This window comes from Acidovorax temperans (assembly GCF_028596105.1).
In the GTDB taxonomy this organism is placed as follows: Bacteria; Pseudomonadota; Gammaproteobacteria; order Burkholderiales; family Burkholderiaceae_C; genus Acidovorax; species Acidovorax temperans.
Window position 1 is genome coordinate 2,515,819 of sequence record NZ_CP117193.1, and the last position, 15,605, is coordinate 2,531,423.

Here is a 15,605-nt window from a genome sequence, read left to right on the forward strand (position 1 = left end):
GTCAGTGTCCCGCTCCCTGCGCATCCGCTACGGAGGAGCCGAGGTAGGCCTCTTGCACGCGCTGGTTGGCGCGCACGTTGGCAGGCGTATCGAATGCAATCACCTCGCCGTACACCACCACGGCGATCTTGTCGGCCAGGCCAAACACCACGCCCATGTCGTGCTCCACGGTCAGCAGTGTGCGGCCCACGGTCACTTCCTTGATGAGGTGAATGAAGCGCGTGGTTTCGCTCTTGCTCATGCCAGCGGTGGGCTCGTCCAGCAAGATCACGTTGGCACCACCTGCGATGGTGATACCGATTTCCAGCGCACGCTGTTCGGCATAGGTCAAATTCATGGCCAGGGTGTCACGCTTCTTGTCGAGCTTGATCATCTCCATCAGCTCTTTGGCGCGCTCGTTGGCATCGTCCAGGTTCGAGAGAAAGCGCAGGAAGGTGTACTTGTAGCCCATGCTCCACAGCACGCTGCAGCGCAGGTTCTCAAACACCGACAGCTTGGGGAAGATGTTGGTGATCTGGAAGCTGCGCGACAGGCCCCTGCGGTTGATCTCGTACGGGGCCATGCCGTTGATGCGCTGGCCGTTCAAGATCACATCGCCGCTGGTGGGTGCGAAGCGCCCGCTGATGAGGTTGAACAGCGTGGACTTGCCCGCGCCATTGGGGCCAATGATGGCCACCCGCTCTCCAGGAGCCACGGCCAGATTGGCGCCGCGGATGATTTCTGTCTTGCCAAAACTCTTGCGCAAGTCGCGCAGTTCCAGCGCGTAGGTTGCGTTGTCAGCCGCCATGGTTACAAAGCCTCCCCGCGCTTGATTTCATGCTCGATCTCTTCCTGTATGGAACTCCACTGCCTGGCAAACTGCCGCCGGCACAGCTCAAACAACCCGCCTCCTGTCAGCAGCACAAAGCCCGCGCCAAACCAGCTGGTCAGGCTCTTGGCGTTGATGGTGGCACCCAGGAAGTTCATCTCGGGCCCCACAGCTGCGTTGAGTTGCAGGTGGTAGGTCATCTCCACCATGCAGGCTGCACCCAGCACACCCACCAGGCCCGTGCCAGCCAAGCCCAGGTACGAAACCCACAAGGGCCGCAGCTTGCCGTACTTGGCCAGGCGCAGGTTCATCATGATCAGGCTGGCGATGCCGCCAGGCGCGTACATCACCATGAACAGGAACACCAGCCCCAGGTACAAGAGCCAGGCCTTGGACAGCTCGGACAGCAGCACCGAAGCCAGCACCAGCAGCACCGCACCAATGATGGGCCCAAAGAAGAACGTGGCCCCGCCCAGGAAGGTGAACAGCAGGTAGCCCCCGGAACGCAACACGCTCAGGCTGTCAGCCCCGGTGATGATTTCAAAGTTGATGGTGGCCAAGCCGCCGCCAATGCCCGCAAAAAAGCCCGCGATGATGAACGCAAAGTAGCGCACGCGCTGGGTGTTGTAGCCGATGAACTCCACACGCTCGGGGTTGTCGCGCACCGCATTCAAGATGCGGCCCAGCGGGGTGCCGGTGAACGCAAACATGGCTGCAGTGCACACAAAGCAGTACGCAGCGATCAGGTAATACACCTGGATGGCCGGGCCGAAGGTGATGCCGAAGAAGGGCGTGCCGTACACACGGTCGGTGGTGATGCCGCCCTCGCCCCCGAAGAACTCAGGGAACATCAGCGCCATGGCGGCCACCAGCTCGCCCACGCCCAGCGTGATCATGGCGAAGGTGGTGCCAGACTTCTTGGTGGTCACAAAGCCCAGAAGGATGGCAAAGAACGCCCCAGCCAGGCCGCCCACCAGTGGAATGAGCACCAGCGGAATGCCCGCCGAGCCCTTGGTGGCCATGTTCATGGCGTGGATGGCGATGAAGGAGCCCAGCCCGGTATAAACCGCATGCCCAAAGCTGAGCATGCCCCCCTGCCCCAGCAGCATGTTGTAGGACAGGCAGATGATGATGAGGTAGCCGATTTGCGAGAGCATGGTCAGCGCCAGGCTGCTGCGAAACAGCATGGGCGCGACGATCAGCGCAATCGCGAACAGCGACCAGATCACGATGCGCCCGATGTTCCAGGGCTTGAACCGGTAATACGACACAGGGCCAGCTGCCGATGATGTGGTGGATGAAGTCATGGGGTCAGTCCTCCCGGGTACCCAGCAGGCCCTTGGGGCGGAAGATCAGGATCAGAACCAGGAACAGGTACGGCAAGATGGGCGCGACCTGCGAGATGGTGAGCCTGAGCAGGGGGTAGCCAAAAGTCTGCTCGGTGACGGCCACGCCGATCATCTTGAACGCGTGGATCAGCGAGTAGTCCAGCGCCACAGCAAAGGTCTGCACGATGCCGATGAGCAGCGAAGCGAGAAACGCCCCGGCCAGCGAACCCATGCCGCCCACCACCACCACCACGAAGATGATGGAGCCTACAGAAGCCGCCATGGCCGGTTCTGTGACATAGGTGTTGCCGCCAATCACGCCCGCCAACCCGGCCAGCGCCGCACCGCCGCCAAACACCAGCATGAACACCCGCGGCACGTTGTGGCCCAGGGCTTCTACCATCTCGGGGTATTTCAGCGCGGCCTGAATCACCAGCCCAATGCGTGTGCGGGTGAGCAGCAGCCACACCGACAGCAGCATCAACAGCGCCACCAGCATCACGAACGAGCGCGACTTGGGGAACTGCGTGCCATACAGCGTGAACAGCGGGCCCTGCAGTTGCTCAGGCAGGCCATAAGGCACCGTAGAGCGGCCCCATACCAGCTGTACCACTTCTAGAATCAGGTACGACAGGCCAAAGGTGACCAGCAACTCTGGCACGTGGCCGAACTTGTGCACCCTGCGCAGGCAGTAGCGCTCAAACCCGGCACCCAGCGCAAACACGACCAGCGGGGCCAAGACAAGCGCTGGCCAGAAACCCACGACCCCTGAGATGGTGTACGCAAAGTAGGCACCTAGCATGTAGAAGCTGGTGTGCGCAAAGTTGAGCACACCCATCATGCTGAAGATCAGCGTGAGGCCTGAGCTCAGCATGAACAGCAGCAGCCCGTAGCTGACGCCGTTCAGCAAAGAGATCACGAAAAACTCAAGATTCATGGGAATTTTTCAATGCTGGGTAAAAAAAAGGCCCGAGTACGTCGGGCCTCGAAGCTAAGCGGCCGAACTCAAGGGCGCTTCATCTGGCACGACGTGGGCGTGCTGGCCACATAGGGTTCGTAGTACTTCACGGGCACGAAGGTGTGGCCGGTGTTCTCCGAGTCGATGGGGTACTTGCCGCCGGCCTTTTCCCACTTGGAGATGAACAGGCCTTGCTGCAGCTGGTGGTCCGTCTTGCGCATTTCCACTTCACCGTTGAAGCTGTTGAACTTCATACCTTCCATCACAGCCGCCACCTTGACGGGGTCGGTGGACTTGGCCTTCACAAACGCTTCGGAAAGCATGGTGTACGCGTGGTAGATGGAGCCGGTATACATGTCGTCGTTGAACTTTTTCTTGTAGTCCACCACGATCTTGTTCAGCGGGCCAGGCAAGTTCATGTGAGCATAGGCCACCATGTACACGCGGCCTGCAGCAGCGGCACCCATGGCGGTGGGGCTACCCGTGACGGAGCCGTAGTAGGTGTAGAAGTTGACGTTGTTCAGGCCAGCATCGTTGGCGGCCTTGATCAGCAGGGCCAGGTCAGAGCCCCAGTTGCCGGTGATCACACTGTCTGCGCCAGAAGCCTTGATCTTGGCGATGTAGGGGGCAAAGTCGCGCACCTGTGCCAGCGGGTGCAGGTCATCACCCACGAACTGCACATCAGGGCGCTTGCGGGCCATCATCTCTTTGGCGTACTTGGACACCTGCTGACCGTGCGAATAGTTCTGGTTGATCAGGTAGACCTTTTTAACCTCGGGCAGGTCCTTCATGTAGGTCGTGAGGGCTTCCATCTTCATGGAAGTGTCGGCATCCAGGCGGAAGTGCCAGTAACTGCACTTGCTGTTGGTGAGATCTGGGTCCACCGCAGCGTAGTTCAGAAACAGCACTTCCTTGCCGGGGTTGCGGGCGTTGTGCTTTTCCAGCGCATCCATGATGGCAAGAGCCGGGCCGGAGCCGTTGCCTTGCACCACATAGCGTGCACCCTGGTCCATGGCCGAGCGCAAGGCGCTCGTGGTCTCTTGGGGACTGAGCTTGTTGTCGATGCCAATGATTTCAAATTTGACGCCGGCAGGGTTCTTTTTGTTGAACTCTTCTGCAAGGAACTGGAAGCTCTTGAGCTGGTTGGTTCCCACGGCTGCCATCAAGCCCGAGAGAGGGTCAAGCCAGGCAATTTTGACGGTCTGCCCCTGTTGGGCAAAAACTGCGCTAGCGCTCATCAAAAGGACGGAAGCCGCTACGGTCTTGATAGCAAATTTCATGGTTTTGTCTCCTTGTGAATCGGACAAGGCTCAGCGTACCTTGTTGCAATCCCTGATCCCTCAGGGATTGCCCCTAGCAGCTATCGCGCACGCGACTGACCAAGGAAAAACCCCATGTCACGCAAGCTTCAAAGTCCTGGCAGACGGTAGTCCTTGAGCAGCTCGCGCAGCTTGGTCTTGAGCATCTTGCCGGTGGCACCGATCGGGATGGCATCCACAAACACTACGTCATCGGGGATCTGCCACTTGGCTGTCTTGCCTTCGTAGAACGCGAGCAGTTCCTCTCGGGTCACCTCGGTGCCGGGGCGCTTGACCACCGCCACGATGGGGCGCTCGTCCCACTTGGGGTGGGGCATGCCCACGCAGGCTGCCATCTGGATGGAGGGGTGCGCCATGGCGATGTTTTCAATGTCGATGGAGCTGATCCACTCGCCGCCAGACTTGATCACGTCCTTGCTGCGATCAGTGATCTGCATGAAGCCATCGGCATCAATCGTGGCCACGTCACCCGTGGGGAACCAACCCCGGCCACGCGAATCCTTGATAAGCGGGTCACCGCCCTCGCCCTTGAAATAGCTGCCCACAATCCACGGGCCCTTGACCAGCAAATCGCCGTAGGTCTTGCCATCCCAAGGCAGTTCTTCCCCATCGCCGCCCACGATCTTCATGTCCACGCCATAAATGGCGCGGCCCTGCTTTTGCACGATCTTCATCTGCTCTTCCTTGGGCAGGGAAAGGTGCTTGTTCTTCAGGGTGCACAGCGTGCCCAGAGGGCTCATCTCGGTCATGCCCCAGGCGTGCAGCACCGTGACGCCATAGCCTTCCTGGAAGGCCGTGATCATGGCCGGCGGGCAGGCCGAGCCACCAATCACCGTGCGCTTGAGCGACGAGAACGTCAGCCCGGCGGGCTTCATGTGGCCCAGCAACATCTGCCACACGGTGGGCACGCCTGCTGCGTAGGTCACCTGCTCGGCTTCGATCAGTTCGTAGACCGACTTGCCATCGAGGGCGGGGCCGGGGAAAACAACCTTGCACCCCGTCAGGGCCGCAGAGTAAGGAATCCCCCATGCGTTGACGTGGAACATGGGCACCACGGGCAGCACCGAGTCGCGCGCCGACAGGCACATCACATCGGGCAGCGCCGCAGCGTAGGCGTGCAGCGTGGTGGAGCGGTGGCTGTACAGCGCGGCCTTGGGGTTGCCTGTGGTGCCGCTGGTGTAGCACATGCTCGATGCAGAGTTTTCATCAAACTCGGGCCAGCTGTAATCCGCCGATTGCGCGCCAATCCAGGCCTCGTAGCTCAGCAACCCTGGAATGCCCGAATCAGCAGGCAGCTTGTCGGCATCGCACAGTGCCACCCATTGCTTCACGGTGGGACACTTGGCGTGCACCGCCTGCACCAGCGGCAGGAAGGTCATGTCAAAGCACAGCACCTGGTCTTCGGCGTGGTTGACGATCCAGGCAATCTGGTCAGGGTGCAAGCGGGGGTTGATGGTGTGCAGCACGCGGCCCGAGCCACTCACGCCAAAGTACATCTCCATGTGGCGGTAGCCATTCCAGGCCAGGGTCGCCACACGGTCGCTGAATTGCAACTGCTGGGCATCCAGTGCGTTGGCCAGCCGGCGGGCGCGGGCCGCCAGGTCGCGGTAGGTGTAACGGTGGATATCGCCTTCCACCCGGCGAGAGACGATTTCTGCATCACCGTGGTGGCGCTCGGCAAACTCGATCATCGACGAAATAAGCAGCGGTTGGCTCTGCATCAAACCCAGCATGTTGGCTCCTAAGATGCATCCCTTTCAAGGTGTTGTCCCTGCTCCCGCAGCAGTAACCTTCGCCCCACAGAGGGAGAACTGCGGATGTGGAAAGAAGTCTTGGAGAGGTTTGAGAGCCATGCGCCGGTGAGCGTGATGACCCGGGTGGCGTTGGAGCATGCCTTGCCGGCGTGCTGGGTGGATGAAGTGTTCCAGACCAGCCGCCAACGCCAATATCCACGCGAGTTGCTGTTCTCCAGCGTGGTGGAGCTGATGATGCTGGTGAGCCTGGGGCTGCGCCCCTCGCTGCACGCGGCGGCCAAGAAGATGGCGCAGTTGCCCGTCACGCTGGCGGCGCTGTACGACAAGGTCAAGCGCACAGAGCCCCAGGTGCTGCGGGCACTGGTGCAAGGCAGCGCGGCGCGCCTGCAGCCGGTGGTTGCTGCGGTAGGCAGCCAGCCCAGCCTACAGGGCTGGCAACTGCGCATTCTCGATGGCAACCATTTGCCAGCCAGTGACAAACGCCTGGCGCCACTGCGCTCGCACCGGGGAGCGGCCATGCCGGGCCACACGCTGGTGGTCTACGACCCCGACAGCGCCCTGGTCACGGACATCCTGGCCTGCGAGGACGCGCACGAGAGCGAGCGCGTAGGCGCGGCCACCTTGCTGCAGCAGGCCCAGCAGGGCCAGGTGTGGATTGCCGACCGCCACTTCTGCACCCGCACCCTGCTGCAGGGCTGGCAACAGCGCCAAGCGGGCTTTATCGTGCGTGAGCACGCCAGGCACCCGAAGTTGGACAATACCGGCCCCTGGAGCGAAGCCGTGCCAACAGAGACAGGGCAGGTGCGTGAGCAAGCCATTGAGCTGGCGGCCACCCAGGAGACGGTGCTCGCCCCGCCGTCCTGGCGCCGCATCGAGATCCAGTTGCAGGCGCCCACCGAAGCGGGTGACCAAAGCATTGCCTTGTGGAGCAACCTGCCGGCGAGCATCGACGCGGCCACCATTGCGCAGTTGTACCGCAAGCGCTGGCGCATCGAGGGCTTGTTCGGACGGCTCGAATCGGTGCTGCACAGCGAGATCCGGACCTTGGGCCACCCGCGTGCGGCGCTGTTGGGGTTTGCTGCAGCAGTGCTGGCGTTCAACGTGTTGGCGCTACTCAAGCGCTGCGTGGAGCGGGCGCACTGCGAGCGAGCGCCTGGTCTGGATGTCTCGACCTATCACCTGGGCGTGCATGTGGCCAGCGACTACCAGGGCATGCTCATCGCGCTGCCATCTGAGGTGTGGCAATCGTGGTGCGAGGCGTCAGGCGGGGAGGTTGCGCAGCATCTGCTGCGCCTGGCAAGGACGGTCAACCCGCGCAGTGTTGCCACGGCCAAGCGCGGCCCCAAGAAGGGAAAGCCTGGGGGATACGTGGCTGGCGCTGTGGCTCGCAAGCAGCTGTCCACCGCTCGTGTCCTCAAACAGGCTGCGGGGACAAGACCTTGAAAGGGATGCTCCTAAGATGTTGTGGTGGATAAAGCAGCCATCGTACTGCGCGCAGACCCTCCGTTGTGTCGCAAAGGGGCTCGTGAAATCCCTTGCTGTACGCCCAGCCATCACCCTTGGCATGGCCCCGGAAAATGGGGGAATTTGACGGCTGCGAGACAATGCCGCATGCGTTTTTCCACCCCCAGCCCCTTTGCGCCTTCTCTGTCTTTGCCATGGCAAAAAGGCTTTGCCGCGCTGGGAAGCGACTTCTACACCGAGCTGCGCCCCACTCCCCTGCCATCCCCCCACTGGGTGGGAACCAGCCATTCGGTGGCGCAGCTGCTGGGGCTGCCCGAGGGGTGGCATCAAAGTGAAGAAGCCCTGCAGGCGCTCACAGGCAACCAGGTGCTGGCAGGCTCTACCCCGCTGGCCAGCGTGTACAGCGGCCACCAGTTCGGCGTATGGGCGGGTCAGCTGGGCGACGGCAGGGCCATTTTGCTGGGCGAATTGGCTGGCGGGCACGAAATCCAACTCAAGGGCGCTGGCCGCACGCCCTATTCCCGCATGGGCGATGGGCGGGCTGTTCTGCGCTCCAGCATCCGCGAATTCTTGTGCAGCGAGGCCATGCACGGCTTGGGCATTCCCACATCGCGGGCTCTGTGCATCACGGGCTCGCCTGGGCTGGTGCGGCGTGAGGAGCTGGAAACCGCCGCCGTCGTCACCCGCGTGGCCCCGAGCTTTGTGCGCTTTGGCCACTTTGAGCACTTTGCGGCCAACGACCAGGAAGAGCAGCTGCGCACCCTGGCCAACTACGTCATCGGCCGCTATTACCCCGAATGCCGCAGCCCCGAGGCCACCAGCCCCTGGGGCGGCAACCCCTACGCAGCACTGCTGCACAGCGTGAGTGAGCGCACCGCACAGCTCATGGCCCAGTGGCAGGCCGTAGGTTTTTGCCACGGGGTGATGAACACCGACAACATGAGCATCCTGGGCCTCACGCTGGACTATGGGCCGTTTCAGTTTCTCGATGCGTTCGTGCCCGGCCACATCTGCAACCACAGCGACCACCATGGCCGCTACGCCTACAACCGTCAGCCCAACATTGCGTACTGGAACCTGTTTTGCCTGGCGCAGGCGCTGCTGCCGCTGATCGAAGACCAAGACACCGCACTGGCCGCGCTGGAGTCGTACAAGACGGTATTCCCCGACGCCTTCATGGCGCGGATGCACAAAAAACTGGGGTTGACGCAGGCACAGGATTCCAGCGAAGCGCTGGTGGAACCACTGCTGCAGTTGCTGGCTCAAAACGCCGTGGACTACACCATTTTTTGGCGCCGCCTGTCCCATGCCGTGGCCGAGGGGCAGTTTGAACCCGTTCGTGACCTGTTTGCCGACCGAGCGGCTTTCGACGCCTGGCTGCTATCATATTCAGAGCTGCTTGCGCTTGAGGATAAAGCGCTAGCAGCCGATTTGATGCTCAATAGCAATCCCAAGTTCGTGCTGCGCAATCACCTGGGTGAACAAGCCATACGCGCAGCCAAAGGTGGTGATTTCTCGGAACTCGCCACCCTGCAGCGCCTGCTGGAGCGCCCTTTTGACGAGCACCCTGGCCATGAGGCGTATGCCGACTTTCCGCCCGACTGGGCATCCTCCATCTCCATCAGTTGCTCATCATGAACTTTCCGATCCAAAAATCTGAAGCCGAATGGCAAGAAATCCTGCGCAGCAAAGGCGCAGAGCCCGTGGCTCTGCAAGTCACGCGCCACGCGGCCACCGAACGCCCCTTCACCGGCAAATACGAGGCCCACTGGGCTGATGGCAGCTACCACTGCATTTGCTGCGGCTCCAAGCTGTTTGACTCTGACACCAAGTTTGACGCGGGCTGCGGCTGGCCCAGCTTTGCACAGGCCCTTCCTGGCGCCATTCACGAAGTGGTGGACCGCAGCCACGGCATGGTGCGCACCGAGACAGTGTGTGCACAATGCGGGGCTCACCTGGGCCATGTTTTCGAAGACGGCCCCGCGCCCACTGGGCTGCGCTATTGCATGAACTCCGCGTCACTGGACTTTGAACCCGACGCTTCCTGACAAGCCGCACCTGCGTGCGGCCTCGCCCCCATGAAAATATTGATCGACTTTTTCCCCATCCTGCTGTTTTTTGGCGCGTACAAGATGTTCAACATCTACACCGCCACAGGCGTGCTGATGGCCGCCACCGTGCTGCAGATGGGGCTGATCTACGCCATTGACCGCAAGCTGCAGGCCATGCACAAGATCACGCTGGTGCTGATCCTGCTGTTTGGCACGCTCACCCTGGTGTTGCAAGACGACCGCTTCATCAAATGGAAGCCCACGGTGCTGTACGGCGCCATGGCCCTGGCCCTGGCCATCGCTGTTTGGGGCATGAAGAAAAACATCCTGCAAATGCTGCTGGGCAGCCAGCTGACCCTGCCCGACGGTGTTTGGATGCGCCTGAACCAGGCATGGATTGCCTATTGCGCCTTCATGTCGGCGGTCAACGCCTATGTGGTGATGAACTTCAGCACCGAATTCTGGGTCGATTTCAAGCTGTGGGGCTATGCCTTCCCGCTCGTGTTCCTGGTGGGTCAAGGTCTTTACATCGCGCCCCATATCAAGGGCGACGAACCCGCCCGTTGAGAATCCCCCCTACCGATTCCCACCATGTCCTCGATTGCAGAACAAATGCACCGCCAGCTGGCGCAGACCCTGTCCACCACCGCACTGGAGGTGATCGACGAAAGCGCCGCGCATGCAGGCCACGCGGGCTCCAACGGAACCGACTTTGGCACCCACTTTCGGGTGCGCATCGCGTCACCTTTCTTTACAGGCAGGTCGCGCGTGGCCCAGCACCGCCTTGTGTATGATGCGCTGCAGGAATTTATTGACCAGGGCGTCCACGCACTCGCCATTGAAATTCTCTGAGGCGGTCTGCAGTTTTTGGTGATGACCGGCGCTCAGCCGCAAACAACTTCTCATTTTTGGATTTCGCATGAAGAAACAGCTCCTGTCCGGCCTCGTGGCCGCTGCCGTGCTGGGCACGATGGCCCTGCCCGCTTCCGCTCAGAACATCGCCATCGTCAACGGTAAGGCCGTTCCCAAGGAACGCGCTGAAGTGCTGCGCCAGCAAGTGGAACGCTCCGGTCGCCCTGTGACCCCCGACGTCGAAGGCCAGATCAAGGAAGAAGTGATTGCCCGCGAAATCTTCATGCAGGAAGCGCAAAAGCGTGGCCTGGAAGGCTCGGCAGACTTCAAGGTGCAAATGGAACTGGCGCGCCAGACCATCCTGATCCGCGAGTTGTTCAATGACTACCAAAAGAACAACCCCGTGACCGACGCTGAAATCCAGGCTGAATACGACAAATTCGTGGCAGCCAACGGTGGCAAGGAATACAAGGCCAGCCACATCCTGGTCGAAAAAGAAGCTGACGCCAAGGCCATCATCGCTTCGCTGAAGAAGGGTGCCAAGTTTGAAGACCTGGCCAAGAAACAATCCAAGGACCCCGGCTCTGCCGCCAAGGGTGGTGACCTGGACTGGGCCAATCCAGCCAGCTACGTGAACGAGTTCACCGAAGCCCTGTTGAAGCTCGAAAAGGGCAAGACCACTGAAACGCCCGTGAAGAGCCAATTTGGCTGGCACGTGATCCGCCTGGTGGATGTGCGCCAAGCAGAGTTGCCCAAGCTGGAAGACGTGAAGCCCCAAGTGGCTCAGCAATTGCAACAGCAAAAGCTGGTGAAGTTCCAGGAAGACCTGCGCGCCAAGGCAAAGGTAGAGTAAAAAGCACTGCTCCCCAAAGGAGCGCTTTGCTCAAAAACGCGGCCAAGGCCGCGTTTTTTTTATGGGCACGCCGCTCGTACACGAGATTTCAAGACATCAAGATTCGCCGTGTGGATCTTCCGATAGCTCCGCATCGTTTCGCTTCGTCATTGGGACAAACAAAGCGATTCATCCAAGACGGTGCATGGCGTGCTCAACGCCCAGCAAACCACAACCACGCCATCAGCCCCCCGATCAACACGGGTTGGTGCAGCATGTAGTAGCTCAGGCTCCACCGCCCCAACACGGCCAAAGGCGCGAACAGCCCCACCATAGGCCGCTGCATCCAATGCAGGTGCCGGGCCAGCACCCATTGCCCGCAAGCCAAGCCCCACCACATGACGCCCAGCCAAGGGAACACTGGCACGTAGTCCTGGGTGAATGGCTTGCGACTGACCAAACCCAGCCAGTTCAAAGGACGGCCGTTCAGCCAAGGGGCCCAAGCCTCCCAGCCGTGGCTCAACGCATACGCAGCTAGCGTGGGCAGACCCAGGGCAAACCCACCAGCCAACCACAGCCAGGGGCCCCATCCGGCGGTCAGGCGGGCCACGATCAACATCACCGCCATGCCATGCAGCACACCAAAGTAAATGAAGCTGTTTGGGAACATGGCGTATGAGCCGCCACTGACCAGCACCGCACAACCAGCGATTTGCGCCCACCGCTTCCAAAAACGCGTCCAGTCTTGCCCATGTTGCACAGAAGCGGCTTGTGAAAAGCCTGCGCAAAACAGGAAGAGGCTCACGATGGCCGTACGCTGAAGCGTCCAGAAAGGGTCCAGACGAAAGTTTTGGTTCCACAGCCCAAAATGGGCCAGATCAAAACCAAAGTGGAACGCCGTCATCCACACCATGGCTGCACCGCGCAGGGCATCAATGGCGGCGTAACGGGGTGAACCTGGGGACAGGATAGACGAGTGTGGGAACATGCGACAAACAAGGGCGGACGCGTTCAGTGCGCACCAACGGCATTGGCTGAAAACGCAAGCGTAGCTGCATTCAACAAAAAGCGAGTGAGCGAAGCCACATGCTTATCGAACGACGGTAGGTGCTGAAGCACATAACCCCAAAAGCCCAATGTAAAAAGGCCCTGCAACACAGTTGCAGGGCCTTGAACAATGGTCGGAGCGGCGGGATTCGAACTCGCGACCCTCTGCTCCCAAAGCAGATGCGCTACCAGGCTGCGCTACGCTCCGACAGCTCGTATTCTAACCTGTTTTTTAACGGGTTCTGGCTTTAAAGGCAGATTTTTGAACTTTTCAAAACCTGCCCACTACGAGAAGCCAGTTCAAAGTTTCAGAGATGAAGCTTTGAAAGAACTAAAAATTATAGCTTGAAATTTTTACCCAAAAACCTACAGATCAGCGGGAACCGCCTGCGGGGCCGGGGCCACGGCCTGCCAAATGGCGGAAGGTGATGCGGCCCTTGGTCAGGTCGTAGGGAGACATCTCCAAAGAAACCTTGTCGCCCGCCAAGATGCGGATATGGTGCTTGCGCATCTTGCCACCGGTGTAAGCAATCAGTTGGTGCCCATTGTCCAGGGTTACGCGAAAGCGCGAGTCCGGCAAAACTTCGGTAACGGAGCCTTGCATTTCAATGAGTTCTTCTTTAGCCATGTGTTTCTATCTAATGATCTCAAAAACAAATTTTGTACGTGCGCCCGGCACACAAGATGTTTGCTTGGCAGTTCCTCGGTGGTGACCGAGAAACGCTGAGCACGGTGCTTTGCGGGCTGGGGGAGTCGCTGCACCCGGGGCGCAGATCAGAAAGAAAAGTGGCCTGGATGAGACGGCTTCGATGAACAGGCTTGGCGCTGTGCATGAGCCCGTTGATTGTAGCGCGACCAATGTTTTTTGCCTACGTGCCACATCTTCCCCACAAGAGCACCCACCCGTGCAAGCCACTGCCTCCACAACTCAGCCAACACCCCAAAGGTCGCAGGATGCGCTTGATCGCAAGCATGAGGGCCAAAAGCAGTGGCGCAGGCGGCGAGTAATGCGCCCAATTTTTTGTGCTGAAACCACCCGCTTAGAATGCGTCGCACTGCCCCCAATGAAGGAAGCGCCCTTGTCTGACCGCCTTGCCGTCCTGCCTCAGTACCTTTTGCCCAAACAGGCTTTGACCTCTACCGCAGGTCGTTTCGCACGGGCGCGGGCCGGGCGCTGGACCACCGCAGCCATTGAGCGCTTCATTGCCCGTTATCAGGTGAACATGGCCGAGGCGGAAAATCCCGACCCGGCGGCTTACGCCACGTTCAATGATTTCTTCACACGCGCACTCAAACCGGGAGCGCGCCCGTTGGCGGACGCCGACTGGATCTGCCCCGTGGATGGCGCCATCAGTCAGTTTGGCCGCATAGAGCGGGACCAAGTCTTTCAGGCCAAGGGACATTCGTATTCAACCACCGCATTGGTGGGTGGCGATGCAGCCAGGGCCGCAGTTTTTGACGATGGCTACTTCGCCACCCTGTACCTCAGCCCCCGCGATTACCACCGCATCCACATGCCCTGCGCAGGCAAGCTCACGCACATGGTGCACGCACCGGGCGATCTGTTCTCGGTCAACCCCACTACGGCGCGGGGCGTGCCTGGGCTGTTCGCTCGCAACGAACGTGTAGTGTGTTTCTTCGAATCTGACCAAGGCCCCTTTGTGATGGTGCTGGTGGGCGCAACCATCGTAGGCAGCATGGCCACGGTATGGCACGGTTTGGTGAACCCGCCGCGCACCGGCCAACTGCGCCAATGGGACTACGCCCCGGGCCAGGTCAGTCTGCAGCAAGGACAGGAAATGGGGCGCTTCTTGCTGGGCTCCACCGTGGTGATGCTCTTCCCCAAGGGCCCCATGCGTTTCAACCCTGCGTGGGCTCCAGCACGCCCGATTAGGCTAGGCGAAGCCATGGCGCACCGTAGCTAGAAGCCCTTCCCAAGCAAAACAGGCGCCGAGGCGCCTGTTTTGTTTTAGTGACTGCGTCACTCTTTTTCTGGTCTACGCGTGAGGTGAAACGCGGTGGGTTCGAGTTGGAGAGACTCGGGACGCACCGGATTGTCGTGCCCTTGCAGGTACACCATCAGGGCACAACGTCGGATCAAGACGTAGCTGACTGTTTCGCGCTTCGTTCCCATCAGGACAGAGGCGCCGGGGCTGAATAAAGGCATGTAGTAATAAGCCGCATCTTGCATGGTGTGCGGCTCCCTCCGCATGGGTGGTGCAACCACCGCTCCCTTCGGGGCGAAGGGGTTGATGAGTCAATGGTAACACCTCGGACACAATCTCAGTCACACGCCCATCCGAAAACTGACGCAAGTCAAGCAGGCCAGGCGACCACCTCTTCGGCCGCAGGCTCACTTCTTGGCTCACCCACTCAAGTGCAGTTTGCCCGCGCAAAGTCCAGGGCGGCCGCCAGCATGCGCTGCAGATGTGGTTGCACTTGCGCGGCACGGTCTGGCAGGTAGTCAAACGGTGGGTATTCCTGCATGTAGCTGCATTGCGTCATCTCCAGTTGCACCGCATGCACGCCCAGCCCCGGCTGACCGTAATGGCGGGTGATGTGGCCGCCCTTGAAGCGGCCATTGAGTACGGCGGTGTAGCCCTCTGCGGCCTTGGCAATCTGCAGCAGTTCTTGCGCCAGCGCCGGGTCACAGCTTGCGCCATCGGCCGTGCCCAGATTCAGGTCGGGCAGCTTGCCCTCAAAAAAACGCGGCAACACCGAACGGATGGAGTGCGCGTCCCACAGCACGGCCACGCCATGCTGGGCGCGGATGCGGTCCAGCTCGGCGCGCAGCTGCGCGTGGTACGGCGCCCAGATGGCGTCGCGGCGCGCAGCCACTTCTGCGTGATCGGGCACATCACCCGCCGTGTAAATAGGCGTGTCGTCAAACGTATCGACCGGGCACAGGCCCGTGACACTCTGGCCGGGGTAGAGGCTGGCGCCATCGGGCGGGCGATTCAAATCGACCACATAGCGCGAATGAGTGGCCACGAGGAGGGCTGCCCCCATCTCTTTGGCAAAGGCGTACAGGCGCTCCATGTGCCAGTCGGTGTCTGGTACCTGGCGGGCCTCGGGAGTGAAGCGTGCGGCCAGTGCCGGCGGCACATAGGTGCCCGCGTGGGGCATGGACACCAACAGGGGCTGCGTGCCCTGGTGGAACACGAACGGTGGGGGGGCAGTGGCAGTCATGGC

Annotated in this window: 16 protein-coding genes and 1 tRNA gene; 7 read left to right on the forward strand and 10 right to left on the reverse strand. The window is 60.7% G+C overall.

All coding sequences use genetic code 11. From position 1 onward, the window contains the following. Position 1: 1 nt before the first annotated feature. From PQV96_RS11890 to PQV96_RS11910, 5 genes are all read right to left on the reverse strand, one after another. On the reverse strand, positions 2 to 787 hold the full coding sequence (locus PQV96_RS11890) for an ABC transporter ATP-binding protein (protein WP_207372996.1): 786 nt from the start codon (positions 785 to 787) through the stop codon (positions 2 to 4). 2 nt (positions 788 to 789) lie between these two features. Further along, positions 790 to 2,115 (reverse strand): branched-chain amino acid ABC transporter permease, encoded by a 1,326-nt coding sequence (locus PQV96_RS11895; RefSeq protein ID WP_207372997.1) that lies wholly within the window; start codon positions 2,113 to 2,115, stop codon positions 790 to 792. Positions 2,116 to 2,119: 4 nt separating this feature from the next. Beyond that, positions 2,120 to 3,073, reverse strand: coding sequence for a branched-chain amino acid ABC transporter permease (locus PQV96_RS11900; protein WP_207372998.1), 954 nt, complete (start codon positions 3,071 to 3,073; stop codon positions 2,120 to 2,122). Between the two features lie 68 nt (positions 3,074 to 3,141). Continuing rightward, positions 3,142 to 4,374: a branched-chain amino acid ABC transporter substrate-binding protein gene (locus tag PQV96_RS11905; RefSeq protein WP_207372999.1), complete on the reverse strand. Its 1,233-nt coding sequence runs from the start codon at positions 4,372 to 4,374 to the stop codon at positions 3,142 to 3,144. Between the two features lie 128 nt (positions 4,375 to 4,502). Further along, positions 4,503 to 6,146 carry a 3-(methylthio)propionyl-CoA ligase gene (locus tag PQV96_RS11910; protein WP_273623053.1) on the reverse strand — a complete coding sequence of 548 codons (1,644 nt, stop codon included), beginning with the start codon at positions 6,144 to 6,146 and terminating at the stop codon, positions 4,503 to 4,505. Between the two features lie 135 nt (positions 6,147 to 6,281). Between PQV96_RS11910 and PQV96_RS11915 the strand changes: the two genes are divergently transcribed. The 6 genes from PQV96_RS11915 (at position 6,282) to PQV96_RS11940 (ending at position 11,387) form a co-directional block, all read left to right on the forward strand. Then, a complete protein-coding gene (locus tag PQV96_RS11915) occupies positions 6,282 to 7,610 on the forward strand; it encodes an IS4 family transposase (protein WP_207375710.1) in 1,329 nt (442 codons plus the stop codon). A 168-nt stretch (positions 7,611 to 7,778) separates the two neighbouring features. Beyond that, on the forward strand, positions 7,779 to 9,269 hold the full coding sequence (locus PQV96_RS11920) for a protein adenylyltransferase SelO (RefSeq protein ID WP_273623054.1): 1,491 nt from the start codon (positions 7,779 to 7,781) through the stop codon (positions 9,267 to 9,269). Then, a complete protein-coding gene (gene msrB, locus PQV96_RS11925) occupies positions 9,266 to 9,679 on the forward strand; it encodes a peptide-methionine (R)-S-oxide reductase MsrB (protein ID WP_273623055.1) in 414 nt (137 codons plus the stop codon). The genes PQV96_RS11920 and msrB overlap by 4 nt, the downstream gene beginning before the upstream one ends. 30 nt (positions 9,680 to 9,709) lie before the next feature. Then, a complete protein-coding gene (locus PQV96_RS11930; RefSeq protein ID WP_044398425.1) occupies positions 9,710 to 10,249 on the forward strand; it encodes a septation protein A in 540 nt (179 codons plus the stop codon). Positions 10,250 to 10,273: 24 nt separating this feature from the next. Continuing rightward, positions 10,274 to 10,534: a BolA family protein gene (locus PQV96_RS11935; RefSeq protein WP_273623056.1), complete on the forward strand. Its 261-nt coding sequence runs from the start codon at positions 10,274 to 10,276 to the stop codon at positions 10,532 to 10,534. A gap of 67 nt (positions 10,535 to 10,601) precedes the next feature. Continuing rightward, positions 10,602 to 11,387 (forward strand): foldase protein PrsA, encoded by a 786-nt coding sequence (locus PQV96_RS11940; protein ID WP_066695886.1) that lies wholly within the window; start codon positions 10,602 to 10,604, stop codon positions 11,385 to 11,387. A gap of 193 nt (positions 11,388 to 11,580) precedes the next feature. On the opposite strand, the gene PQV96_RS11945 is transcribed toward PQV96_RS11940, so the two are convergent. From PQV96_RS11945 to infA, 3 genes are all read right to left on the reverse strand, one after another. Further along, positions 11,581 to 12,354 carry a heparan-alpha-glucosaminide N-acetyltransferase gene (locus PQV96_RS11945; RefSeq protein ID WP_273623058.1) on the reverse strand — a complete coding sequence of 258 codons (774 nt, stop codon included), beginning with the start codon at positions 12,352 to 12,354 and terminating at the stop codon, positions 11,581 to 11,583. A gap of 190 nt (positions 12,355 to 12,544) precedes the next feature. Then, positions 12,545 to 12,621: transfer RNA gene (locus PQV96_RS11950), tRNA-Pro, on the reverse strand. A gap of 165 nt (positions 12,622 to 12,786) precedes the next feature. Beyond that, entirely contained in the window at positions 12,787 to 13,041 is a 255-nt protein-coding gene (gene infA, locus PQV96_RS11955) for a translation initiation factor IF-1 (RefSeq protein WP_044398417.1), read from the reverse strand. A gap of 451 nt (positions 13,042 to 13,492) precedes the next feature. On the opposite strand from infA, the gene asd reads away from it, so the two are divergent. Continuing rightward, a complete protein-coding gene (gene asd / locus PQV96_RS11960; RefSeq protein WP_142084533.1) occupies positions 13,493 to 14,338 on the forward strand; it encodes an archaetidylserine decarboxylase in 846 nt (281 codons plus the stop codon). A gap of 56 nt (positions 14,339 to 14,394) precedes the next feature. On the opposite strand, the gene PQV96_RS11965 is transcribed toward asd, so the two are convergent. Beyond that, positions 14,395 to 14,604 (reverse strand): hypothetical protein, encoded by a 210-nt coding sequence (locus tag PQV96_RS11965; RefSeq protein ID WP_066696065.1) that lies wholly within the window; start codon positions 14,602 to 14,604, stop codon positions 14,395 to 14,397. 182 nt (positions 14,605 to 14,786) lie between these two features. Beyond that, on the reverse strand, positions 14,787 to 15,602 hold the full coding sequence (hutG, locus tag PQV96_RS11970) for an N-formylglutamate deformylase (RefSeq protein WP_207373083.1): 816 nt from the start codon (positions 15,600 to 15,602) through the stop codon (positions 14,787 to 14,789). Positions 15,603 to 15,605: the final 3 nt, after the last annotated feature.